This window comes from Pantoea sp. Seng, assembly GCF_009829935.1.
Classification (GTDB): domain Bacteria; phylum Pseudomonadota; class Gammaproteobacteria; order Enterobacterales; family Enterobacteriaceae; genus Pantoea; species Pantoea communis.
This window is the reverse complement of record NZ_SZZV01000001.1, coordinates 219,727-241,693: the sequence shown is the minus strand read 5'-3', so window position 1 is coordinate 241,693 and position 21,967 is coordinate 219,727. Positions and strand designations below refer to the sequence as shown.

Here is a 21,967-nt window from a genome sequence, read left to right as displayed (position 1 = left end):
ACGCCCGCAGCTTATGATGGTTATCGGCGTGCTTAAGTGAAACTTGAGGTAAAAAATCAGAACAAATCGGTGATATCCTGGCTGTACGCCTTCACGACTTTCTCGCCCATGTTTTTGAATTGCTGGATCATTCCCACCAATTTCTGCGCATATTTCGGATCGGTGGCGTAGCCCGCTGCCTGCAGGGCTCGTGCGCCCTGCTCCGGCGTTGCGGCATTGGCAACGGCGGCATAGCGCGGGTTATTGGACAGCAGTTTGACGTAGTCGCTGAGTGCTTCCATATAGGAACCATACACACGGAAGGTGGCACGCACTTTCTTCGCCACGCCACCTTCATATTCGGTGGTCATGATGTCGGTGGTTGCGCCCTTCCAGTCACCACCGGCCTTGATGCCAAACACGTTGTAGCTCGGCTTGCCGTCACGCGTCAGGATCTGGCGCTGACCCCAGCCCGATTCCAGCGCCGCCTGGGCAAGGATCAAGTGATGAGGAATACCACTCTGCTGACTCGCGGCCTGCGCGGGTTGGGATAACTGGGCAATAAAGTCGTTGCTATCCGCTGGGAAACTGGACGGCGAGACCGGCAGACGCGGCACCGCTTTGCGTACCATCTGCTCCAGTTGGTTGGAAGGCAGATTGCTATAAATGAAGCTGTTATCCAGCTTCATCGGTACCGTGCCAGCGGTTTCATCAGGCTCTTGCGCGGGCTGCATCTGTTTGACGATCAAATCCGCCATACCCAGCCCGCGTTTACCGATTTCCTGCGCAATCTGCTGATCGTACATTGAGGTGTACATCTTCGTTGAGTCGCTGCTGAAGATGCCATCCTGCGGCAACGCTTCACGCATGCTCTTCAACATCATCTGTACGAACATTCCCTCAACCTGTTTTGCCACCTGCAGCGCCTTCCCTTTCGGGTCGGCGGCTGCTTCGCGTTTCAGGTTGTTCAGTGAGCGGCTGTCATAGGCCGCACTCATCAGCGATTGCGTATCGGTCATCAGATGATTTCCAGTTTGGCGCGCAGACAGCCTGCACTTTGCATCGACTGCAGAATCGACATCAGCTCAATCGGCGTTGCGCCCAGGGCGTTAAGTGCACGGACCACGTTATTAAGGTTGGCGCTGGCGTTAACACGCTGCAAGGCTCCGCCGCTCTGGCGCAAGTCGATCTGCGTCTGCGTAGTCGCCACGGTTTGTCCACCGGCGAACGGCGTGTTCGGCTGGCTGACGTTCTGCTGCTGATTCACTGTCACCGACAAGTTGCCTTGCGCCACAGCACAGGTATTGAGCGTCACCTCGCGGTTCATGACCACCGAACCGGTACGCGAGTTGATGATGACTTTGGCATCTTCAACCGGCACGGAAACGTCTATATTCTGGATTTCTGACAGCAGGCGCACCTGTGAACTGTTGTTGGGTGAAACGCGAATCTGCACGGTACGCGCATCAAGTGGCTGCGCTGAACCCACGCCACGGCTATTAATCGCATCGGCAATACGCTGCGCCATGGTGAAATCTTCAGTATTCAGTTGGAGATTGATGGTGTTTTGGCTGCCAAAGTTACTTTGCAGCTCGCGCTCTACCGTTGCACCATTAGTAATGCGGCCACCGTTTAGCTGGTTAACCTGCACACTGCTGCCGCCTGCAGATGCACCTGCACCGCCCACCAGAATATTTCCCTGCGCCAGCGCATACACCTGGTTATCGACCCCTTTCATCGGCGTCATTAACAGCGTGCCACCGCGCAGGCTTTTGGCGTTACCCAGCGAAGAGACCACCACGTCAATATTCTGCCCCTGCCGCGCAAACGACGGCAGCTTCGCCGTGACCATCACCGCCGCCACGTTTTTCAGCTGCATATTGGTGCCGGTGGGCACGGTGATACCGAGCTGCGACAGCATGTTGCTTACCGTCTGGGTGGTAAACGGGGTTTGTGTTGTCTGGTCACCTGTCCCATCAAGCCCCACCACCAGGCCGTAGCCGATCAGCTGGTTTTCGCGCACGCCCTGCACGGATGTCAGATCGCGAATGCGGTCAGCCTGGGCCATCAGACTGACACCGAGCAGCAGGCTTAGGCTCAGACGCAGCAGAGTGTTCATTTTCATCATTACCTCGATTACATCGGCGACACGTTCAGGAAGAAACGCTGGAACCAGCCCATGGTTTGCGCCTCATTGATATACCCGTTTCCGACATACTCAATACGTGCATCGGCCACCTGCGTTGACAACACGGCGTTGCTGGCGCTGATGGTGCGTGGGTTAACCACACCGGAGAAGCGAATAAATTCGGTTCCCTGGTTAATTTCGATCTGTTTCTCACCGACCACGCGCAGGTTGCCATTCGACAACACCTGATTCACGGTGACGGTGATGGTACCGGTAAAGGTGTTATTGGCCGTTGCGCCACCTTTGCCAGCGAAGTCATTTTTGCCATTGGCATCCAGTCCGGCTTTCTCACCGGCGGCGCCGACCAGACCGCTCAGGCCGGTTGGCACAGTGCTCACGCCAAAGCTGTTGCTGCCATCGCGGCTCGCATTGGCTGAAGAACTTTTGCTGGCGCTGACATTTTCTTGCAGCGTAATCGTCAGAGTATCGCCAATGTTACGTGGACGGCGGTCTTCGAACAGCGGCTGATAGCCATAGTTCAGTGGCGCAACGCCCTGGAAAATGGAACCGTTTACCACTGGCGGTGCGGAAGGCGTGGGTTCTGCCGTTGTGGCACCCTGCACCAGAGGCGTACGCGGGACTAACGCACAACCGTTTAATGTCAGTAGCAGCGTGGCTACTAACCAATGCCCAGGCTTGAGAATCACTTGCTTCGCCACGGAGTTCTGACCTTATTCATGTTCTTAATCGGGCCAGCCAGGCTGGCCCAACGGCCCCAGATTAAACCTGGGTTAATTTCTGCAGCATCTGATCAGAGGTGGTGATCGCTTTGCTGTTGATTTCATAAGCACGCTGCGTCTGAATCATGGTGACCAACTCTTCCGCCACGTTGACGTTAGAGGTTTCAACATAACCCTGATACAGCAAACCAGCGCCGTTCTGCCCTGGCGTACTCTGCGTCGCCGCACCGGATGCCTGCGTTTCCTGATAGAGGTTTTCACCCAGACTATCGAGGCCCGCATCGTTCATAAAGGTGCTCAGCGTCAACTGTCCCACCTGCGCTGGGTTGGTCTGCCCCTGCTGCGTCACGCTCACCACACCGTCACGCGAGATGGTGATGCTGGTGGCGTTCGCCGGAATAGTGATCCCAGGCTGAACCGGATAGCCGGCGTTGGTCACCAGCTGACCGTTCTGATCTACCTGGAATGAACCGTCACGCGTATATGAAGAGGTACCGTCTGGCATCTGCACTTCGAAATAACCCTGACCGTTGATCGCCACGTCTTTTGAGTTGCTGGTCTGCGACAGGTTGCCCTGGGTATGCAGACGCTCGGTGGTCACTGGGCGCACACCGGTACCAATCTGCAAGCCTGAAGGCAATGTGGTCTGTTCCGATGACTGCGTGCCCGGCTGACGCAGCGTCTGATACATCAGATCTTCGAACACGGCACGCGAACGTTTAAACCCGTTGGTTGAAACGTTCGCAAGGTTGTTCGAAATGACGTCCATATTGGTTTGCTGGGCGTCAAGGCCGGTTTTAGCGATCCATAAAGAACGAATCATGTTGTTTTCCTTACGCCTTAGCTGCTCATGTTGAGCAGTTGATTGGCTTTTTGTTCGTTTTCATCGACGTTAGTAATGACTTTCATCTGCATCTCGAAACGTCGGGCGTTGGCGATCATGTCGACCATGGTTTCCACTGGCTTAACATTGCTGCCTTCCAGCACGCCTGGCATGACCGCGACCGTTGCATCAGGGGCTAAAGCCGCACCGCGTGTCGCCTGCGTCGCCTGGGTTGGACGGAACATACCGTCGTCACCGCGCTGTAACTCTTTGCCCGTGGCCTTAACCAGCTTCAGCTTGCCAATCTGTACCGTGGCGTTTGGCGCATCACCCGCATTACGCGAGGTGATGGTACCGTCAGCCGCGATAGTCAGCTCGGAGCCTTGTGGAATGGCGATTGGACCGCCATCGCCCATCACGGGATTGCCCTGAATGGTCAAAATACCGGTCGAGCTGATCTGCATGTTGCCGTTGCGGGTATAGGCTTCAGAACCGTCAGCGGTACGCACCGCCAGCCAGCCATCTTGCTGTACCGCCACATCGAGCGGGCGTCCGGTGTTGTCCATGGCGCCTGGCGTCATATCGGCACCCGGCGTTGAGGCAGCCACTAAGGTGCGCGTCGGCAGCGACCAGCCGTTGACCGGCACCGCGCGCAACGCGTTGAGCTGGGCGCGGAAGCCCGGCGTTGAGGCGTTGGCGAGGTTGCTGGCGGTCACCGATTGTTGTTCCATCGTCTGACTGGCGGCGCCCATCGCGGTATATATTGCGTGATCCATAATGCAATCCCGTTAGCGAATTAACGTAAGTTGATCAGGGTGTTGAGGATCTGATCCTGCGTTTTAATCGTCTGGCTGTTCGCCTGATAGTTACGTTGTGCAACGATCATGTTGACCAGCTCTTTACTCAGATCGACGTTGGAGGCTTCCAGTGCACCTGAAGTCAGTGAACCGTAAGTGCCGGTGTTAGCCAAACCGATAGCTGCCTGACCCGAAGAGTTGGTCGCAGACCAGACGTTATCGCCTTCTGACTGCAGGCCTTCCGGGTTAGAGAAGCTGGCCAGAACGATTTGACCCAGCAGCTGAGTTTTCTGGTTCGAATAGGTACCGGTAATGGTGCCGTCATCGTTGATGGCGTAGCTGGTCAGGTCGCCCGGCGCATAACCATCCTGCGTTGGGTTTCCGAATGACGTGGTGCCGGTGTTTTGTTGCTGGCTTCCAAGTACGCTCAACGTGATGGCCTGATTAGCCGCAGCACCATTAGCTCCCTGAATAGTCAAGCCAACAGTGGTTGCGCCTGCGGTGGTTGTCCCGCCGCTTGTGATAGATTGCAGCTTACCGTTGGAGTCAAAGGTCATGGAGAAATCACCTGCCGACGCTCCAGTCGTGGAATCAATCGCGTGCACATCCCAGTTGTTATCACTGGTTTTCACATAATAGAGGTCGAGAGCATGATCGTTACCCTGTGAGTCATACACAGTGACGGTGCTTTTGGCGTTGTAGCTATCGACGTCTGACGAGCTGAAGGTTGCCACTGTTGGCACGCTATCTGTGGAGTTCAGGTTAGACACCAAACCGGCGGTCGTGGTCGCGCGCGCCGACATCTGCGTCGTCGGTACGCTCAATGCCACCGGGTTTGCACCCGTCTGAATGGTCGGCGGGGTACCGGTTGCCGGATAGCCGGTCACGCTCATGCCCTGAGTGTTCACCAGGTTACGGTTGGCATCCAGCGTGAACTGACCGTTACGAGAGTAGTACACGCTACCCGCGGCATCGGTCATTCGGAAGAAACCGTTACCGCTCAGTGCCACGTCCAGACCACGGCTGGTTGAGGTCGTGGTACCGTCGTTGAAGTTCTGAATAACCGCAGCGACCTTGGTACCCATACCGATATTTGAACCAGCAAACATATCCGCGAACGAAATGGTGCTGGATTTGAAACCCGCGGTCGCGGAGTTGGCGATGTTGTTACCAATGACATCCAGGTTACTGGAGGCCGCATTCATACCACTGACAGCTTGAGAAAAAGACATAACGTGTCTCCTGCTAAAATTGAATTAGAGAATCTGACGAACTTCATCAAGAGTGGCGGAGCCCATGGTGCCGAGGTCCAGTTTTGAGGTGTTATCCACCGTACTCACGCCATTCACGTAAGCGTAATTAAGCGGTTGTGCCACCAATTGTGTGCTGCCATTACTGGCGGCAATTGATACAGAATATTTACCATCAGCCACTGTCGTGCCATTCGCATCTTTGCCGTCCCAAGAGAAGGCGTGAACGCCGGACGTCAATGCGCCCAAATCGACAGTGCGAACCACAGTGCCGTTCGAATCTTTGATGGTCGCGGTGGTGGCGGTAGAGGCTGTACTCAACTCCACACCGAAAGGTGTCGTGGTACCACTGCCCACCAGGATCTGGCTGCCATCAATCATCACACCATGCCCAATCAGCGTCGTACTCTGCAGTGACTGGCTGGTGGTGAGCTGACCAGAGATAGAACCCAATGTGGTATTCAGCTTCTCAATGCCGCTCAGGGTGTTAATCTGCGCCAGCTGAGTGGTGAGCTGGCTGTTGTCCATTGGGTTGGTGGGATCCTGGTTCTGCAACTGCGTCACCAGCATGGTCAGGAACTGGTTCTGCAAGTCCTGAGCACTGTTTCCCGTCCCTGTTGAACTGGACGAACTCAGTACCGTTGGGTCAAGATTGGCATTAACGCCGACTGCTACGCTCATGTTCGTGCTCCGTTATTGACCCATCGTCAGGGTTTTCATCATCATTGATTTCACCGTGTTCAACACTTCGACGTTGGCCTGATAACTGCGGGACGCTGACATGGTGTTGACGGTTTCTGATACGACATCGACGTTTGGCATCTTGACGTAACCCTTCTCATCCGCCATCGGATTACCGGGGTCATACACTAATTTGGCCGGGGTAGGATCGTTCACCACGCCCGCGACTTTGACGCCACCGGTCGCCGCGCCAGGAGCGGCATCGGTCTGGAATATCACCTGTTTTGCCACATAAGGCTGGCCATCCGGCCCGGTGACGCTGTCGGCGTTGGCCAGGTTACTGGCACTGACGTTGAGGCGCTGTGATTGCGCGGTCATCGCAGAACCGGCGATATCAAAAATATTCAGCAATGCCATGGTTATTGCCCCTGCAGAACGCTCATCATGCCTTTGATTTGGCTACTGATGAGGGTGAGATCGGTTTGGTATTTCAGGCTGTTATCAGCAAACTGGGTACGTTCACGATCCATATCCACGGTGTTGCCATCCGCGGCAGGTTGATCGGGAATGCGGTACATCAGGCCCATGGATGGCTGAGAGTTGGTTTCAGCAGCGATGTGGCGTGAAGAGGTGACTTTCAGCGCCATGCTGCTCCCCTCCGCGCGACCATTTTCCATCACCTTGCTCAGCTGGCTGGCAAAGTCGATATCCCGCGCCTGGTAGCCCGGGGTATCGGCGTTGGCAATATTGGACGCCAGGATTTCCTGGCGCTGAGCACGCAGATTTAACGCTTCTGTACCAAATCGCAGCGCGGCATCGAGTTTGTCGAGCATGCTTCCTCCGCGAATGAGAATTTCGAGCTGACAGCTTAAGTGGACAAATGCAAGGGCGATCGTCTGAATAGCAGCAAAAATCACGGCTATTTTTGACATTGAATTTTTCGCGCGAAGAGTAGACTCAGGCCATCTTCTCGACAGGAGGCGTTTATGCGCAGTTCTTTATCTTTGCTGGCCACGTTGTTGTTGGCCTTCGCGCTGCCCGGCCATGCGGCGGACCTGACCGCACAGTTAACGCAGTTTTTTAAAGCGCGCGATCCGCAACATGCCGCGGGGATGACCGTGGTGGTGCGCACACCCAAAGAGCAGTGGCCGACCTGCGAGGCACCGGCGTTACAACTGCCGGGCAACAGCCGCCAGTGGGGTAATCTCAGCATTGCCGCCAGTTGCGATCAGAATCGTCGTTTCCTGCAAGTTCAGGTACAGGTGACCGGTCAGTATTTAGTTGCCAGCCGTCAGGTCGCCCGTGGCAGTACCCTCGACCCGAATGATTTCCGTCTCGAGACCGGGCGTCTGGATGAACTGCCTCCGCGAGCCCTGTTCGATAACAACAGCGTGACCGATGCGATTGCGCTGCGCGATATCCCGCCTGGACAGCCGGTGACCGCAATGATGCTGCGTCAGCCCTGGCGGGTCAAAGCAGGACAAAATGTGATGGTGGTAGCCAGCGGAAACGGGTTTAATGCCAGTAGCGAAGGACGTGCGCTGAACAACGCCAGCGCGGCACAAATGGTGCGCGTGCGCATGGGAAATGGTCAGGTTGTCAGTGGGCGCGTCGACGCGGATGGGAATATTCTGATATCGCTATAAAGCGTTAAAGAACCTTGTTGTTCTGCCGATAGAGATATCAACACAGACATTACCCTATGCTGACTCAGTTGACTGACCCTCAGCTGACCTTACAGGAGCACGACCATGAGCATCGACAGAACGCAGCCTTTAATTCCGGTGAGCACTGTACAATCCCGCGACACCAACGATAACAACGGCAAGGTGCGCCAAAACGTGACTGCTTCAACCAACGCCAGCACCAGCGAAAGCGGTGCCGAAGTGAAGTTGAGCACGGCTCAGGCGCAGTTAATGCAGCCGGGCAGCAAAGACATCAACACTGCACGTGTTGAACAACTGAAAACCGCTATTCGTAATGGCGAACTGAAAATGGATACCGGTAAGATCGCCGACGCGCTGATCGCCGATACCAAGGCGTATTTAGAGGGTAACTAATCCCAATGGACAATCTGCTGACCACCTTAGATAAAATGCAGGACGTGCTGGCTTCACTCACTGTGGTGATGGATGAAGAGCAACAGCAACTGTCTGCCGGCCAGGTTAATGGCAACCTGTTGCAGCGCATATCAGAAGATAAAAGCGCGCTGCTGACGACGTTGAATTATCTGGACGACATGCGCCGAAATACCGAAAAATCACTCGGTACTCAGGCGCCCTATGATGGTCACAGCGATCGTGAACGCCGCTGGCAGAGCATTCAGCAGCATACCCGCCGTTTGCGCGATACCAACACTCATAACGGTATTCTGCTGCAGCATCAAATCAGCTTCACCAATGATGCGCTCTCGGTACTGAAACCGCACCAGACTCAGGCGTTTTACGGTCCCGATGGATTAGGCAAAGGTCAGTCGACGCTCAGACGCAAAGGTTAATAAAGAAAAATCCCGCCGAGGCGGGATTTTTTTATGCCAGCGTGCGGCGGGCAAAATCTCTCGGGCGGAAGCCCAACAGACCCAGCATGACAAAGTAAGCACCACCGCCAATAGCACAGACTGCAGCCAGACGCAGTAACCGCCACCACATCTGCCCTTCTTCCCAGGCCGGCATCACATGCAGAATGCCCAGCAGCGCTGCTGCCATGACCACAACCGCAATCATCAGACGCACCAGGAAGCTAAACCAACCCGGCTGCGGCTGGAAGATATCCTGTTTACGTAATTGCCAGTACAGCAGCGCGGCATTCAAACAAGCCGCTAATCCAATCGACAACGACAATCCGGCATGTTTGAGCGGGCCGATAAACGCCAGGTTCATCACCTGCGTCATGATCAGCGTCACAATCGCAATCTTCACCGGGGTCTTAATGTCCTGACGCGAATAGAATCCGGGCGCCAGCACTTTGACCACAATCAGCCCCATCAATCCTACCGAATACGCCACCAGCGCACGCTGCGTCATGGCGGCATCGAACGCGGTGAATTTACCGTACTGGAACAGCGCCACGGTCAGTGGGCCAGAGAGGATGCCGAGGGCAACAGCGCTCGGCAGGGCCAACAGGAAGCAGAGGCGCAGGCCCCAATCCATCAGACGCGAGTACTCATCATGATTGCCGCTGGCGAAACTCTTCGCTAACGATGGCAGCAAAATCGTGCCCAGTGCGACACCCAATACGCCCGACGGGAACTCCATCAAACGGTCAGCATAGTACATCCACGACACTGAACCCGAGACGAGGAATGAGGCGAAAATGGTGTTGATGATCAGGGATATTTGGCTCACCGATACGCCAAGAATCGCCGGTCCCATTTGGCGCATGACGCGCCATACGCCGGCGTCACGCAGGTTGAGGCGCGGCAACACCAGCATGCCGATTTTCTTCAAGTGCGGCAGTTGGTAGAACAGTTGCAACACCCCACCGACCACCACAGCCCATGCCAGCGCCATCACCGGTGGATGGAAATGCGGGGCAGCAAACACCGCAAAGCCAATCATGCTGATGTTTAATAACGTCGGCGCAAATGCCGGAACCGAGAAACGATTCCAGGTGTTGAGTATCGCACCGGCCAGCGACGCCAGGGAGATCAGCAGAATATAAGGAAAGGTAACGCGTAGTAGCGAACTGGTCAGCGCGAATTTATCGGCGGTATCAGCAAATCCGGGCGCAGTGACCATAATCACCCAGGGCGCGGCAATCATGCCGAGCACCGTCACCACCGCCAGCACCAGCGTCAGCAAACCGGAAACGTAGGCCACAAATACGCGTGTGGCCTCTTCTCCCTGCTTGCTTTTGTATTCGGCAAGAATGGGCACAAACGCCTGAGAAAAGGCGCCTTCCGCAAAGATACGGCGCAGCAGATTGGGCAGTTTAAAGGCCACGAAGAAGGCATCGGTGGCCATACCGGCACCGAAAACGCGTGCCACTATGGCATCACGGGCAAAGCCCAGCACGCGGGAAAAAAGGGTCATCGAACTGACCGCAGCCAGCGATTTCAACAAATTCATTTTGAGTGGCGCATCCTGAAAAGTGTCGGATAAATGAGCAACTTAGCGCGGACATCTGCTGATGTCCGGCGATAGTCTACTGCCACGGCGGGAAATGACCAGCATTGAGTGTTACAAGGGGTTATTCCTGTTCGGCATCGCGCCACAGTTTTTCCACCAGACGCTGCGCTGCCAGCGCCTGTTCACCGCTGGTTTCAGGCATCGTCTGATTTTGTACGCACTGGATAAAATGCTGTGCCGCACCGCTGAAACCACGCTGAGCAAGATGGCTTTGCCAGGAGGCTACCGGATCGGTGCGTAAGCCGCCGAGGTTCTCCTGCTGCCAGTCACGCATCTCATTAATTTCGATGTAGTCACCGTCGCAGATGGCGCTCACCACCTCGCGCTGCGTGCCCGCGCGACGATGCATGCTGGTGGTGATTTGCAGTGCCCCCGCCGAGAAGTGATGCTCGGCATACAGCATCGCCCCCTCCTCGTTAGTTTCAATAAAGCCCTGCTCACGCGTCAGTTTGCTCCCTGCCAGCCACAGCGCTGTATCCACCACGTGCAGGTAGTCATCCAACAAAGTGAAACGCAGATCCTGTGGACCCACGCTATCCGCACGATGCTTCTCAATACGCAGTGAAGCCGCTCGCGGCATTTCCGCTTTCAACTGTTGATAGCGTGGCGCAAAGCGACGATTAAACGCCACCATCAGTTTGCGTTTGCGCTTCTCCGCTAAAGCCACCAGCGCTTCCGCCTGCTGCAGGGTTTCGGCTAATGGTTTATCCACGCAAACATCTTTGCCCGCCAGCAGCAACGCCTGCACCACTTCAAAATGACTGGCGGTGCTGCTGTGCACAAAGACCGCATCACTGGCGGCTGCCAGCGCGTCCAGCTGACGGAAATATGGCATGCGGTAGCTGTCGCAAATCGGCTGGGCTTTAGCCTGATTCGGCGAAAACGCCCCTGCCAGCTGCCAGTCGGTGGCGTGCGACAACACGGGCAACCAGGCTTTTTGCGCGATGCCGCCTAATCCAACAATACCGATACGTAGCGTCATGTTATTGCTCCTTCTGCAACAGGTGCTCCAGCTGGGATTGCAGCTGAGCCACCTGTTGTTCCAACTGCGCAACCCGGCTGACCAAATCTTCACTGTCCATCTCATCCGTGCTCGCGGCGGGTGCTTCAGCCACATCGCCGCCGAACAGATGCATATAACGGCTTTCGCGTTTACCCGGCTCACGTGCCAGACGCACCACCATCGGGCCGTCATCACGGGTGATTAAGCCGTTCAACGTTTGCTCGACCTCATTCATATCGCTGAACTCATGCAAACGTCCACTGCGGGTACGCAGCTCACCCGGCGTCTGTGCGCCGCGTAAGAACAGTAGCGTCAGCACCGCCACTTCTGCGCTGTTAAGCTGCAAATTACCGAATGCAGAGTTACAGAATCGCTGTTCATACTTACTGACGCGTTGACCGAACCCGTTATTGGAGGTGGCAAGATGCTTTTTCACCAGTTCATCAAGCTGAGATTGCACCTCCATTTCACTCAGGTTCATCACCGGTTCACGGTTGGATTTTTGATTACAGGCGGTGACCACGCCGTTAAGGGAAAGCGGATATTGATCCGGAGTGGTGACCTGTTTCTCTAACAGGCAACCGATCACACGCAGCGCCTGCGCGGATAAAGCCATCTTCATGCGGTTTTCCTTTTATTGTCCACGCCGATCCGCGGTCCACTCCTGCCACGTCAGCGCGGTCAGCACGTGATCCTGCCAGCGTCCATCAATCAGCAGGTAATCTTTGGCATAACCCTCTTTCTCGAATCCGAGACGCGCCAGCAAATCACCGCTGCGCTGATTATGCGGCATATAGTTAGCCATAATGCGGTGAATGCGTTGCTGTCGTTGCATATAGCGAATCGCTGACTGCAACGCTTCAAACATCATGCCTTGCCCCTGCCACTTCTCGCCTAATGAATAACCGAGGTAACAGGCGTGAAATGAACCGCGCAGCACGTTGCTAAAATTGGCCACTCCGCGCACTTCATGCTCTTCCGGGTCCATCAGCACAAAATAGTAGGCAGAGCCCTGTTTATGCATATCCGCGATCAGTCCAAGGCGTGCCTGCCAGCCCGAGGGATAGCAGTGGCTCTCGTCGCGCACCGGCTCCCAGGGTTTAAGAAAGACGCGGTTCTCTGCATAATAATCTGCCAATCGCCAGGCATCGCGCTCGTGAACTAAACGGACCACCAAACGATCGGTAGTCAGGCGCACGCGGGGTCCAGCAGAACGATAGCCAAACATCATGACTCCTGAAATCCATAACTTTAAGAAAGATGTACGCCTGAGGCGATACTTCTCACTATAACCGTCCCTTTCACTACGGTAAAACCCTCAAGCCCCTGCCACGCAATTCATCCTTATCCAGGATTAATTTTTCTGCGGATTCGATGAAAAAATATCATCCTGGATACGCTGTCTTTCCCGTCAGCGCAGGCGAAAAATAGACCAACTGGTCACTTTTCTCTTCTCTTGCTCAGGATTAAGCATGTCTCGGGTAGCGCGGGCACGACGCCTCGGTAAAACATTCCTCTTAGTCGATAACATGTTGGTAGTGTTAGGCTTTTTCGTGGTATTTCCACTGATTTCTATCCATTTCGTTGAGCAACTGGGCTGGGCGGCGTTAATGGTGGGTATCGCGCTGGGTTTGCGTCAATTTGTACAGCAGGGGCTAGGCATTTTCGGCGGCGCGATTGCGGACCGTTTTGGCGCACGTCCGCTGATTGTGACGGGCATGCTGATGCGCGCAGCCGGATTTGCCTGCATGGCGCTGGCGCATCAACCCTGGATGCTGTGGCTGGCCTGTTTGCTTTCCGGCCTCGGTGGCACCTTGTTTGACCCGCCCCGCAGCGCCATGGTGGTAAAACTGGTGCGCGCTCGTGAACGCGGTCGCTTCTTCTCGCTGCTGATGATGCAGGACAGCGCGGGAGCGGTGCTAGGGGCGCTGATTGGCAGTTGGTTGCTGGCGTGGGATTTCCGCCTGGTGTGCTGGGTGGGTGCAGCGGTGTTTGTCGCTGCGGCGATATTTAACGCCGTGTGGCTACCGGCGTGGCGCATCTCAACGGAACGCATTGCGATGCGCGAAGGTATGCAGCGTGTCTGGCAGGATAAACGTTTTCGCCTCTATGTGCTGACGTTGACCGGCTACTACATTCTGGCCGTGCAGGTCATGCTGATGCTGCCGGTGATGGTGAATCAGGTGGCTGGTGCGCCCGCCGCCGTGAAATGGATGTACGCCATCGAAGCCATGCTGTCGCTCAGCCTGCTCTATCCGCTGGCCCGCTGGAGCGAAAAACGCTTCCGCCTGGAAACCCGGCTTATGGCGGGTTTATTCCTGATGACCTTTAGCCTGCTGCCTGTCGGCATGACCCAATCTCTCCCTTCGCTGTTTTTGTTAATCGGCGTGTTCTACCTGGGGTCCATCATCGCCGAACCGGCACGCGAGACGCTCAGCGCATCGTTGGCCAGTTCACGCGCGCGGGGCAGTTACATGGGATTCAGTCGTTTAGGTCTGGCTATCGGCGGTCTGATTGGTTACTCCGGTGGTGGGTGGATGTTCGACATGGGCCAGCAATTGGCTCTGCCTGAACTGCCCTGGATGTTGCTGAGCAGCGTTGGCATCATCACTCTGCTGGCATTGTGGTGGCAGTTCCAGCCGCGCCCGGTGGCACCGATCATCTTCAGCAGCTAGTTTGCCCCTTCGGAGGATCTCTTCCATACTTCCCGCACGTCCGGAAAAAGGGTGACCTTTGTCACCCTTAGATTTACACAGGAGAAACGGGATGAAACTCTACATCTACGATCACTGCCCTTTCTGCGTGAAAGCACGCATGATTTTTGGCTTAAAGAACCTGCCGGTTGAATTGATCGTTATGCTCAATGACGATGAGCAGATGCCAAAAAAACTCATCGGGCAGAAGATGGCGCCCATTCTGCAAAAAGCCGATGGCAGTGCGATGCCAGAGAGTATGGACATTGTCCGATTGGTGGATAAGCAGGATCGCGAGCCGCTGCTTAATGGCAAAAACAACCCCGCCATCAGCGAATGGCTGCGCCGCGTTAACGGCTATATCAATAAGCTGCTGATTCCGCGCATCGCTGATGCCTCGTTTGCGGAATTTGCCACGCCGTAAGCGCGGAGTTACTTCCGTGAGAAAAAACAGGCCAGCGTCGGAGATTTCACTGAGCTGCGTAAACACGCGCCCGGGCTGATAAAAAACATCAGTGATGACCTGCGCCAACTCGATAAGCTCATCGTCAAACCCAATGCCGTGAATGGCGAACTGTCTGAAGACGATATCAATCTGTTTCCGCTCCTGCGTTCGCTCACCTTAGTGGCTGGCATCGAATGGCCGAGTCGCGTAGCGGATTACCGCGACAATATGGCGAAGCAAACCCAGATTAACCTGCTCTCTTCCATCGCGGCATAGCCCCGTCCGATGAGAAACGCTGCGGCGTTTCTCATCCCTCTCCTGGTGACACCTGGCCCGGTTTCAGGCAGGCTATGGCTGTTTTGCCGTATCGTTCAGGATGAGGATCTATGAAAAAGGCGATGTCTGGGCTATTAGCCCTGTTTTTAGCCGTGCTGTTGAGCGGCTGTAATCAATTGACGCAATACACCATTAGCGAACAGGAAGTGAATCAAGCGCTGCAGAAGCGCAATAACTTCGAAAAAGACGTCGGCGTATCCGGGCTGGTCAATGCACACATCGTGCTCAGCGATCTCACCAGTCAGATTGGTCGTGAAGAACCCGGTAAGATTACCCTCTCCGGCAAAGCAAACATCAATGTCAGCTCGCTGTTTGGTCCACAGCAGGCTGAGATGCAGCTGAAGATGAAAGCGCAGCCGATTTTCAATGCGCAGGAAGGCGCAATTTATCTGCATGATATTGAAATTGTCGACGCGCAAGTACAACCAGAAAAGATGGCGTCCATCATGAAAACACTGACGCCTTATCTTAATGAGTCTCTCAAACGCTACTTCAATGAGAAGCCTGCCTATGTGCTAAGCGAAGACCGTAGTAAAGGGGAAGCACTGGCGAAGAAATTTGCCAAGGGTATTGAAGTGAAGCCGGGACAATTGGTGATTCCGTTTACGGATTAACCTCAACCACCGCACCTTCGGGTGCGGTTTTTGTTTCCGGCAATAAAATCCCGTGCAAACGGTTGCTCACACCCTTATGATTACTCCCCGGCCTAAACGTGCCCATTCGTTTTTTCACAGCCGGAGCCTTTTTGAATGACAGCCCAACCCCAGCAAATCACGATTCGCCGCCCTGACGATTGGCATATCCATCTGCGCGATGGCGCGATGCTTAATGCAGTTCTGCCTTATACCAGTGCGGTCAATGGTCGTGCGATTGTCATGCCAAACCTGGTTCCACCGGTGACCAGCGTCGAGGCCGCCATTGCCTATCGCGAGCGCATTATGGCTGCGCTGCCCGCTGAACACGCTTTTACGCCACTGATGACCTGTTACCTCACCGATTCATTAGATGCGGATGAAATTGAGCGTGGCTTCCGCGACGGGACCTTCACGGCAGCAAAACTCTATCCCGCGCATGCCACCACTAACTCCAGCCACGGCGTCACCAATGTTGATTCCATCGCCAGCGTGCTGGATCGTATGCAGCAGATCGGTATGCCGATGCTGGTACACGGTGAAGTCACGGATTCGCACATCGATATATTTGACCGTGAAGCACGCTTTATCGAAACCGTGCTGGAACCGCTGCGTCAGCGCTTCCCAGCCCTGAAAGTGGTGATGGAACACATCACCACTAAAGAAGCGGCAGAATATCTGGCTGCGGGCAACGACCTGCTGGGTGCCACCATTACACCACAGCATTTGATGTTTAACCGTAACCACATGCTGGTGGGCGGTGTTCGCCCTCATCTCTATTGCCTGCCGATCCTGAAACGCAATATTCATCAGGAAGCGCTGCGCGCCCTGGTGGCGAGTGGCAATCGTCGCGTGTTCCTCGGCACGGACACGGCACCGCATCTGCGTCATCTGAAAGAAGCCAGCTGCGGCTGTGCCGGCGTGTTTAACGCACCGACCTCTCTGCCTGCCTATGCCGCGGTATTCGAAGAGTTGAATGCGCTGGAACATTTTGAAGCGTTCTGTTCAGAAAACGGCCCGAACTTCTATGGCCTGCCACTGAATGAAGGCACGCTGACGCTGGTCCGCGAGTCATGGACAGTGCAGGACACCATCAATGTGACCGATGACACACTGGTGCCGTTCCTTGCAGGTGAGACGCTGAACTGGCGCATCAAAGAATAATAATGCATGGCTTGCCTTTGGGATAATTTTACTGTACAAATAACCAGTATATTATCCCGGAGGCTTTTATGCGTGTTGAAATTACCGTAGCGAAAACTCAGCCCCTTCCCGCAGGTGCACTGGATGCACTCAGTGCCGAACTCACCCGTCGTATTTCCCGTGATTTTCCCGAAGATAATCACCATGTCAAAGTCCGTTATGCGGGCGGCAATCAATTGAGCGTATTTGGTGGCTGTAAAGCGTCACGCGAACGCATTAGCGATATTTTACAAGAAACGTGGGAAAGCGCAGACGACTGGTTTATTACTGATTAACTGCCACTGTGCCGTTTTTGCCGGGTTTCGCCACCCGGTTTTTTTGTTTTAATTTCCCTCTCGCCAGATAAAGTCGCTGCATCTAGACTCATGTTTAACGATCCCCTATCCTTGCCTCGTCATGCTTACGGGAGGTGTTTTACATGACTACTGAAAAACCAGAAGAGGCGATGACCTTCGGTGAATTGCTGGCATTAATTGCTGAACAGCAGCGACGTTTAACGGTGCTGGAAAATGCCTTTGCCAGTTTGACGTTCTGCCTCGACGATCGCGCCAGTCAGTTACTGGTGCATAATCTGTCGCTCGAAGCGCAAAATCAGAACCACGACGCACAGTTACAGCAGCACTTTACTCGGTTGGCTGAAGAGATTCAGCGGCGTAATGGCCAGCTGCCTCCAGAAGCGCAGGCCTGAAACTGGCCTTTTTTTACTTGTCGCTGCAGCGTAAAGTTTTCCCCTAACGCCGCCGATAACTAAGGTGTAGCCACTGTCACGATTATCGAATAAAGGCCCGAAGCAGCGGGCACTTTATTATTCGACAAAAGTCGCATTCTGAACGCATTTATTATCGTTCTCTTTTTAATCGCCACACGTTTTAACTATTGTACCGCCTGTTTCATGTTATAATTGTTCCGCTAGTGCAAGAAAAGCCGCATTGAACCTCAAGAAGCACTTCGTTTAACGAGTAATAAGGAGGTTATAATGGACAGAAATAAAGACGTCATTCAGACTCATCCGCTGGTTGGATGGGACATCAGTACCGTAGACAGTTATGACGCCATGATGATCCGCCTGCACTCGCTATCATCGCAGGATCAGAAAGAAGAAGAAGCTGACGTGGGACCCACCTACTGGCTGACTACCGACGTAGCCAGACAGTTCATCTCGATACTCGAAGCTGGCATTGCAAAGATTGAGTCCACAGAGCAATACCTACGCGATAATCAAAAGCACTAATTTCTTACTTCGCGTGAAAGGGCACCCAATAGGGTGCCTTTTTCATGGACACGATTTTTTTGCTATGCTGTTGAAAAATTTCGTCGTTTGGCAGGAGTGATGTGGTTATGGTTTATGATCTGATTGTGGTGGGCAGCGGATCGGTGGGAGCCGCCGCCGGTTTTTACGCAACCCAGGCAGGCTTATCGGTATTGATGATTGATAGTGCCCATCCTCCGCACAGCCAGGGCACACACCACGGTGAAACACGCCTGATCCGCCATGCCTATGGCGAAGGTGAACGCTATGTCCCGCTGGTGCTGCGCGCACAAACCTTGTGGGATGAGCTGGAACGTCAGAGCGGTGAACGCATTATGCATCGAAGCGGCATCCTCAATCTGGCCCCCCTCACTTCCTCATTTATCCAAAATGTCATCGACAGCGCCAAAACCTATCAACTGGAAGTAAAAATCCTGCAGGCAGACGAAGTGCGCAAGCGCTGGCCGCAGATCTCTGTGCCCGACGGCTACGTTGGGGTATTCGAACCTCACTCCGGCTTCCTGAAATGTGAGCAGGCGGTTCGTAGCTGGATACAGCTGGCTGAACAGGCGGGCTGCGCACAACTGTTTAATTGCCCGGTGAGTGAGATCGCACGCGATGGTGACTTGCAGCAAGTCACTACCCGCGACGGCGTGTTTCGCGCGCGTAAATTATTGGTCAGTGCCGGAACCTGGGTGAGTGAGCTGGTAAAAGATTTGCCAGTACAACCGGTGCGTAAAGTCTTTGCCTGGTATCAGGCAGATGGACGTTATAGCGAGAACAACCAATTTCCTGGCTTCACGGTGGAGATGCCTGATGGCAGTCACTTTTATGGCTTCCCTGCCGACAACAATGCATTAAAAGTGGGACGTCACGATGGCGGGCAGCTGATGCAGAAACCCGAAGATCGTAAACCTTTCGGCAGTATCGCTGCAGACGGCAGTGAAGCCTTCAGTTTCCTGCGTCAGTTCTTACCGGGGGTTGGCGTTTGCTTACATGGTGAGGCCTGCAGTTATGACAACACACCTGACGAAGACTTTATTGTAGATACCCTTCCAGGCGAGCCAAATCGATTAATTATTACCGGCTTGAGTGGACACGGATTTAAATTTGCCAGCGTATTAGGTGAACTTGCCAGTGAATTTGCCCAGGATAAGCCCTTATCCTTTGACCTGAAGCCGTTTTCACTTTCGCGCTTTGCTTAAAGTTGTCTCGCTGGCGCCTCAGGCGCCAGCCTTATATTGACGCAAGCTTACATTAATAGTTCTTTCCTGACATTTAAGCGTTAAGATTGCCGCATTAGGTGTAGCTTTATTCAATTCAATTTTATTTCCCCGCCACCTATACAACCATCTTCAATATTTCTGACGCAGACATCGATATAAACGCACAATTTCCGAATGTCTTTTTAAATTTTATAGAAAGGTAAGCTTAATTGCTTTCATATTTCAAAGTATGGATGCTTATTACCACCTATTTCCAGATATGGATTCACTTTTATGTGGCGTAACTCCAGACAACATTTCGGGCTAATGACCATTATGTTGCATTGGCTAATGGCGCTGGTCATTTACGGCATGTTTGCGCTGGGTCTGTGGATGGTCGGATTGGGATATTACGATGGCTGGTATCACAGCGCCCCGGAAATCCACAAAGGCATTGGCATGCTCCTATTTGCCACATTACTGCTGCGCCTTGGCTGGCGTGTTATTTCTCCCCCACCCGCACTCTTACCACACTATTCTCCCTTAATTAGCCGCTCCGCCAGCCTGGCTCACGGGCTGTTGTATGGCTTGTTGTTGCTGCTACTGGTAAGCGGCTACCTGATATCGACCGCCGATGGCAAAGCTATCTCGGTGTTCGGATGGTTCGAAGTGCCCGCCCTGTTAAGTGGAGCAGGTGAACAGGCTGATTTGGCTGGCGATCTGCATTTGTGGCTGGCCTGGGGATTAGTGCTGTTTTCCGCGCTGCATGGGCTGGCGGCATTAAAACACCATTTTATTGATCGAGACGTCACATTGAAAAGGATGCTGGGTTACCGCATCCCGTTAACCTCTGAAAAGGAGAAGTAAAATGCTCAAGAAGACGCTACTGACACTGAGTGCCGCCAGCCTGTTAGGCACCAGTTTGCTGGCCAGCGCAGCAGACTATAAATTTGATAAAGAAGGCCAGCACGCCTTTGTTCAGTTCCGCATTCAGCACCTGGGTTACAGCTGGCTATACGGGACGTTCAAAGATTTTGACGGCACTTTTACTTTTGACGAAGCCAACCCAGCGGCCGATAAGGTTAACGTGACCCTGAACACCGCCAGCCTCGATACTAACCATGCCGAACGTGACAAGCATATTCGCAGCGCGGATTTCCTTAACACCGCCAAATTCCCACAAGCCACCTTTGCCTCAACCGCAGTGAAAAAAGAGGGCAAAGAGTACAAGATCACGGGTGACCTGACGCTCAACGGCGTGACAAAGCCGATCACGCTGGACGCCCGACTGCTGGGCGAAGGCAAGGATCCCTGGGGCGGCTATCGTGCCGGATTTGAAGCTAACGGTGAGATCGTGCTGAAGGATTTTAATATCACTAAAGATCTTGGACCGGCATCGCAGAAAGCTGAGCTGATTATCTCAGTGGAAGGCGTGCGGCAGTAAGGCAGAACCAGCCTGAGGTCATGCGGCCTCAGGCTGGATGCAGTTTACTTCTTCTCTGGCGCGGGGATCGCCATCGTCATGTTGAGTAAACCGCGTGACTTATTGAACACCTTATTACCGTTTTCACGGCCTGCGCGGCGTGAACGCTGCTCTTCCGGTGTTAATGTCGCCTCTTCCATGCACAGCGGGCTGCAGCAGTTGTGGTATTTCTCCGCACAGCTCGGGCACTGAATGAACAGCAGATGGCATCCGTCATTGACGCAGTTAGTGTGACTATCGCACGGCACGCCGCACTGGTGGCAACTCGAGAGAATATCGTCAGAAATACGTTCGCCCATACGTTCATCAAACACAAAGTTTTTACCTTTGAAACGGACAGGCAAACCTTGCTCACGCGCACGGCGGGTATATTCAATGATGCCGCCTTCAATGTGGTAAACATCATTGAAGCCTTTGTGTTTCATCCACGCACTGGCTTTTTCGCAGCGGATCCCGCCGGTGCAGTACATGACAATCTTTTTGTCTTTATGCTCCTGCAGCATATCCACGGCCATCGGCAGCTGATCGCGGAAGGTGTCGGCCGGGACTTCCATCGCCTGATCGAAATGGCCCACTTCGAATTCGTAGTGATTACGCATGTCGACAAACACCGCATCGGGATCATCCAGCATCGCATTGACGTCTGCGGCTTTTAAATAGGCACCGACATCGCTGGCATCAAAGCTTTCATCTTCAATGCCATCGGCCACAATGCGCTCACGAACTTTCAGGCGCAGTACCCAGAAAGATTTGCCATCATCGTCCAGCGCAATGTTCATTCGCAGGTTATTTAACGCCGGGTCAAACGCATACAGTGCAGTTTTCATGACTTCGTACTGGCTGGCAGGAACGCTGATTTGCGCGTTGATCCCCTCTTTTGCCACGTAGACGCGTCCAAAGACCTTGAGCTTTGTTAGCGCAATGTAGAGGGCATCACGGAAGACTTTCGGGTCGGCAATCTGGAAGTACTTGTAAAAAGAGACTGTGGTACGCGGCTCGTTTTCAGCCAGCATACGTTCTTTCAGCTCTTTATTGGAAACAAGGTTATGTAACACTGGCATGGTGTTCGATCCTGTTAGCAATCAGAGAAATTTAGCGCGCACATGATACCTGAATTCCGCTCGATGCAAAGCCCCTGGTCAGATAATCCTGAATGGCGTGATTACCGACGCAATTCTCCGCCGCAGTGGTAG

The 21,967-nt window shown here is 54.0% G+C and carries 26 protein-coding genes and 1 pseudogene; 13 read left to right on the top strand and 14 right to left on the bottom strand.

Going from position 1 to position 21,967, the window contains the following annotated elements:
- Positions 1-56 precede the first annotated feature (56 nt).
- The 9 genes from flgJ to flgB all read right to left on the bottom strand — a co-directional run bounded on the left by flgJ (position 57) and on the right by flgB (position 7,231).
- Positions 57-998: a flagellar assembly peptidoglycan hydrolase FlgJ gene (flgJ, locus tag FD737_RS01145; RefSeq protein ID WP_034830681.1), complete on the bottom strand. Its 942-nt coding sequence runs from the start codon at positions 996-998 to the stop codon at positions 57-59.
- Positions 998-2,104 (bottom strand): flagellar basal body P-ring protein FlgI, encoded by a 1,107-nt coding sequence (locus FD737_RS01140; protein ID WP_045813994.1) that lies wholly within the window; start codon positions 2,102-2,104, stop codon positions 998-1,000. The genes flgJ and FD737_RS01140 overlap by 1 nt, the downstream gene beginning before the upstream one ends.
- An 11-nt stretch (positions 2,105-2,115) precedes the next feature.
- The gene (locus FD737_RS01135; protein WP_034830679.1) at positions 2,116-2,826 is read right to left on the bottom strand and encodes a flagellar basal body L-ring protein FlgH; all 711 of its coding nucleotides are present in this window, start codon (positions 2,824-2,826) and stop codon (positions 2,116-2,118) included.
- Between the two features lie 61 nt (positions 2,827-2,887).
- Positions 2,888-3,670 (bottom strand): flagellar basal-body rod protein FlgG, encoded by a 783-nt coding sequence (flgG, locus tag FD737_RS01130; RefSeq protein WP_034830678.1) that lies wholly within the window; start codon positions 3,668-3,670, stop codon positions 2,888-2,890.
- Between the two features lie 17 nt (positions 3,671-3,687).
- Positions 3,688-4,446, bottom strand: coding sequence for a flagellar basal body rod protein FlgF (locus tag FD737_RS01125; RefSeq protein ID WP_034830676.1), 759 nt, complete (start codon positions 4,444-4,446; stop codon positions 3,688-3,690).
- Positions 4,447-4,466: 20 nt separating this feature from the next.
- A complete protein-coding gene (gene flgE / locus FD737_RS01120) occupies positions 4,467-5,699 on the bottom strand; it encodes a flagellar hook protein FlgE (protein WP_160832488.1) in 1,233 nt (410 codons plus the stop codon).
- A gap of 24 nt (positions 5,700-5,723) precedes the next feature.
- On the bottom strand, positions 5,724-6,398 hold the full coding sequence (gene flgD, locus FD737_RS01115; RefSeq protein ID WP_034830672.1) for a flagellar hook assembly protein FlgD: 675 nt from the start codon (positions 6,396-6,398) through the stop codon (positions 5,724-5,726).
- A 12-nt stretch (positions 6,399-6,410) separates the two neighbouring features.
- Positions 6,411-6,815, bottom strand: a complete 405-nt coding sequence (gene flgC, locus FD737_RS01110) for a flagellar basal body rod protein FlgC (protein WP_034830669.1) — start codon at positions 6,813-6,815, stop codon at positions 6,411-6,413.
- 2 nt (positions 6,816-6,817) lie between these two features.
- On the bottom strand, positions 6,818-7,231 hold the full coding sequence (gene flgB, locus FD737_RS01105; RefSeq protein WP_097119608.1) for a flagellar basal body rod protein FlgB: 414 nt from the start codon (positions 7,229-7,231) through the stop codon (positions 6,818-6,820).
- A 153-nt stretch (positions 7,232-7,384) separates the two neighbouring features.
- On the opposite strand from flgB, the gene flgA reads away from it, so the two are divergent.
- From flgA to flgN, 3 genes are all read left to right on the top strand, one after another.
- Positions 7,385-8,044, top strand: a complete 660-nt coding sequence (gene flgA / locus FD737_RS01100) for a flagellar basal body P-ring formation chaperone FlgA (RefSeq protein WP_097119607.1) — start codon at positions 7,385-7,387, stop codon at positions 8,042-8,044.
- Between the two features lie 105 nt (positions 8,045-8,149).
- Positions 8,150-8,458, top strand: a complete 309-nt coding sequence (gene flgM / locus FD737_RS01095; RefSeq protein WP_034830662.1) for a flagellar biosynthesis anti-sigma factor FlgM — start codon at positions 8,150-8,152, stop codon at positions 8,456-8,458.
- 5 nt (positions 8,459-8,463) lie between these two features.
- Complete coding sequence (gene flgN / locus FD737_RS01090) at positions 8,464-8,895, top strand: flagellar export chaperone FlgN (protein WP_160832487.1); 432 nt, start codon at positions 8,464-8,466, stop codon at positions 8,893-8,895.
- 31 nt (positions 8,896-8,926) lie between these two features.
- Here flgN and murJ read toward each other — a convergent pair whose 3' ends face one another.
- The 4 genes from murJ to rimJ form a co-directional block, all read right to left on the bottom strand.
- Positions 8,927-10,465: a murein biosynthesis integral membrane protein MurJ gene (gene murJ, locus FD737_RS01085; protein ID WP_097119606.1), complete on the bottom strand. Its 1,539-nt coding sequence runs from the start codon at positions 10,463-10,465 to the stop codon at positions 8,927-8,929.
- Between the two features lie 121 nt (positions 10,466-10,586).
- Complete coding sequence (locus tag FD737_RS01080) at positions 10,587-11,507, bottom strand: Gfo/Idh/MocA family protein (protein ID WP_160832486.1); 921 nt, start codon at positions 11,505-11,507, stop codon at positions 10,587-10,589.
- Position 11,508: 1 nt separating this feature from the next.
- Positions 11,509-12,150, bottom strand: a complete 642-nt coding sequence (locus FD737_RS01075) for a DUF480 domain-containing protein (RefSeq protein WP_034820121.1) — start codon at positions 12,148-12,150, stop codon at positions 11,509-11,511.
- Positions 12,151-12,162: 12 nt separating this feature from the next.
- Positions 12,163-12,756, bottom strand: a complete 594-nt coding sequence (rimJ, locus tag FD737_RS01070) for a ribosomal protein S5-alanine N-acetyltransferase (RefSeq protein ID WP_034820126.1) — start codon at positions 12,754-12,756, stop codon at positions 12,163-12,165.
- Between the two features lie 244 nt (positions 12,757-13,000).
- Between rimJ and mdtH the strand changes: the two genes are divergently transcribed.
- The 10 genes and pseudogenes from mdtH (at position 13,001) to FD737_RS01020 (ending at position 20,735) form a co-directional block, all read left to right on the top strand.
- The gene (gene mdtH / locus FD737_RS01065; protein ID WP_034820128.1) at positions 13,001-14,203 is read left to right on the top strand and encodes a multidrug efflux MFS transporter MdtH; all 1,203 of its coding nucleotides are present in this window, start codon (positions 13,001-13,003) and stop codon (positions 14,201-14,203) included.
- Positions 14,204-14,294: 91 nt separating this feature from the next.
- Positions 14,295-14,942: pseudogene (gene grxB / locus FD737_RS01060) on the top strand (glutaredoxin 2).
- 110 nt (positions 14,943-15,052) lie between these two features.
- On the top strand, positions 15,053-15,616 hold the full coding sequence (locus tag FD737_RS01055) for a lipoprotein (protein WP_038647632.1): 564 nt from the start codon (positions 15,053-15,055) through the stop codon (positions 15,614-15,616).
- 135 nt (positions 15,617-15,751) lie between these two features.
- Positions 15,752-16,798, top strand: a complete 1,047-nt coding sequence (gene pyrC, locus FD737_RS01050) for a dihydroorotase (protein WP_097119604.1) — start codon at positions 15,752-15,754, stop codon at positions 16,796-16,798.
- Positions 16,799-16,866: 68 nt separating this feature from the next.
- Positions 16,867-17,112: a DNA damage-inducible protein I gene (gene dinI / locus FD737_RS01045; RefSeq protein WP_097119603.1), complete on the top strand. Its 246-nt coding sequence runs from the start codon at positions 16,867-16,869 to the stop codon at positions 17,110-17,112.
- A 143-nt stretch (positions 17,113-17,255) separates the two neighbouring features.
- A complete protein-coding gene (locus FD737_RS01040) occupies positions 17,256-17,525 on the top strand; it encodes a hypothetical protein (RefSeq protein WP_034820140.1) in 270 nt (89 codons plus the stop codon).
- Positions 17,526-17,813: 288 nt separating this feature from the next.
- A complete protein-coding gene (bssS, locus tag FD737_RS01035) occupies positions 17,814-18,068 on the top strand; it encodes a biofilm formation regulator BssS (RefSeq protein ID WP_013508627.1) in 255 nt (84 codons plus the stop codon).
- A 107-nt stretch (positions 18,069-18,175) separates the two neighbouring features.
- Positions 18,176-19,291, top strand: a complete 1,116-nt coding sequence (gene solA, locus FD737_RS01030; protein ID WP_160832485.1) for an N-methyl-L-tryptophan oxidase — start codon at positions 18,176-18,178, stop codon at positions 19,289-19,291.
- A 294-nt stretch (positions 19,292-19,585) separates the two neighbouring features.
- Entirely contained in the window at positions 19,586-20,158 is a 573-nt protein-coding gene (locus tag FD737_RS01025) for a cytochrome b (protein ID WP_160832484.1), read from the top strand.
- Position 20,159: 1 nt separating this feature from the next.
- Positions 20,160-20,735 carry a YceI family protein gene (locus FD737_RS01020; RefSeq protein ID WP_097119600.1) on the top strand — a complete coding sequence of 192 codons (576 nt, stop codon included), beginning with the start codon at positions 20,160-20,162 and terminating at the stop codon, positions 20,733-20,735.
- Positions 20,736-20,779: 44 nt separating this feature from the next.
- Here the strand turns inward: FD737_RS01020 and FD737_RS01015 are convergent, their stop codons facing one another.
- On the bottom strand, positions 20,780-21,835 hold the full coding sequence (locus FD737_RS01015) for a rhodanese-related sulfurtransferase (protein ID WP_160832483.1): 1,056 nt from the start codon (positions 21,833-21,835) through the stop codon (positions 20,780-20,782).
- Between the last annotated feature and the right edge of the window lie 132 nt (positions 21,836-21,967).

Excerpts from the sequence above, each read along its gene's own strand:
- flgA (WP_097119607.1), top strand. The coding sequence starts at position 7,385 with ATGCGCAGTTCTTTATCTTTGCTGGCCACGTTGTTGTTGGCCTTCGCG.
- FD737_RS01140 (WP_045813994.1), bottom strand. The coding sequence starts at position 2,104 with ATGAAAATGAACACTCTGCTGCGTCTGAGCCTAAGCCTGCTGCTCGGT.
- bssS (WP_013508627.1), top strand. The coding sequence starts at position 17,814 with ATGGACAGAAATAAAGACGTCATTCAGACTCATCCGCTGGTTGGATGG.
- flgJ (WP_034830681.1), bottom strand. The coding sequence starts at position 998 with ATGACCGATACGCAATCGCTGATGAGTGCGGCCTATGACAGCCGCTCA.
- murJ (WP_097119606.1), bottom strand. The coding sequence starts at position 10,465 with ATGAATTTGTTGAAATCGCTGGCTGCGGTCAGTTCGATGACCCTTTTT.
- FD737_RS01075 (WP_034820121.1), bottom strand. The coding sequence starts at position 12,150 with ATGAAGATGGCTTTATCCGCGCAGGCGCTGCGTGTGATCGGTTGCCTG.
- flgM (WP_034830662.1), top strand. The coding sequence starts at position 8,150 with ATGAGCATCGACAGAACGCAGCCTTTAATTCCGGTGAGCACTGTACAA.
- flgD (WP_034830672.1), bottom strand. The coding sequence starts at position 6,398 with ATGAGCGTAGCAGTCGGCGTTAATGCCAATCTTGACCCAACGGTACTG.
- flgN (WP_160832487.1), top strand. The coding sequence starts at position 8,464 with ATGGACAATCTGCTGACCACCTTAGATAAAATGCAGGACGTGCTGGCT.
- pyrC (WP_097119604.1), top strand. The coding sequence starts at position 15,752 with ATGACAGCCCAACCCCAGCAAATCACGATTCGCCGCCCTGACGATTGG.
- dinI (WP_097119603.1), top strand. The coding sequence starts at position 16,867 with ATGCGTGTTGAAATTACCGTAGCGAAAACTCAGCCCCTTCCCGCAGGT.
- flgC (WP_034830669.1), bottom strand. The coding sequence starts at position 6,815 with ATGGCATTGCTGAATATTTTTGATATCGCCGGTTCTGCGATGACCGCG.
- FD737_RS01020 (WP_097119600.1), top strand. The coding sequence starts at position 20,160 with ATGCTCAAGAAGACGCTACTGACACTGAGTGCCGCCAGCCTGTTAGGC.
- flgG (WP_034830678.1), bottom strand. The coding sequence starts at position 3,670 with ATGATTCGTTCTTTATGGATCGCTAAAACCGGCCTTGACGCCCAGCAA.
- mdtH (WP_034820128.1), top strand. The coding sequence starts at position 13,001 with ATGTCTCGGGTAGCGCGGGCACGACGCCTCGGTAAAACATTCCTCTTA.
- FD737_RS01015 (WP_160832483.1), bottom strand. The coding sequence starts at position 21,835 with ATGCCAGTGTTACATAACCTTGTTTCCAATAAAGAGCTGAAAGAACGT.
- solA (WP_160832485.1), top strand. The coding sequence starts at position 18,176 with ATGGTTTATGATCTGATTGTGGTGGGCAGCGGATCGGTGGGAGCCGCC.
- FD737_RS01125 (WP_034830676.1), bottom strand. The coding sequence starts at position 4,446 with ATGGATCACGCAATATATACCGCGATGGGCGCCGCCAGTCAGACGATG.
- rimJ (WP_034820126.1), bottom strand. The coding sequence starts at position 12,756 with ATGTTTGGCTATCGTTCTGCTGGACCCCGCGTGCGCCTGACTACCGAT.
- FD737_RS01040 (WP_034820140.1), top strand. The coding sequence starts at position 17,256 with ATGACTACTGAAAAACCAGAAGAGGCGATGACCTTCGGTGAATTGCTG.
- FD737_RS01055 (WP_038647632.1), top strand. The coding sequence starts at position 15,053 with ATGAAAAAGGCGATGTCTGGGCTATTAGCCCTGTTTTTAGCCGTGCTG.
- flgB (WP_097119608.1), bottom strand. The coding sequence starts at position 7,231 with ATGCTCGACAAACTCGATGCCGCGCTGCGATTTGGTACAGAAGCGTTA.
- FD737_RS01025 (WP_160832484.1), top strand. The coding sequence starts at position 19,586 with ATGTGGCGTAACTCCAGACAACATTTCGGGCTAATGACCATTATGTTG.
- flgE (WP_160832488.1), bottom strand. The coding sequence starts at position 5,699 with ATGTCTTTTTCTCAAGCTGTCAGTGGTATGAATGCGGCCTCCAGTAAC.
- FD737_RS01080 (WP_160832486.1), bottom strand. The coding sequence starts at position 11,507 with ATGACGCTACGTATCGGTATTGTTGGATTAGGCGGCATCGCGCAAAAA.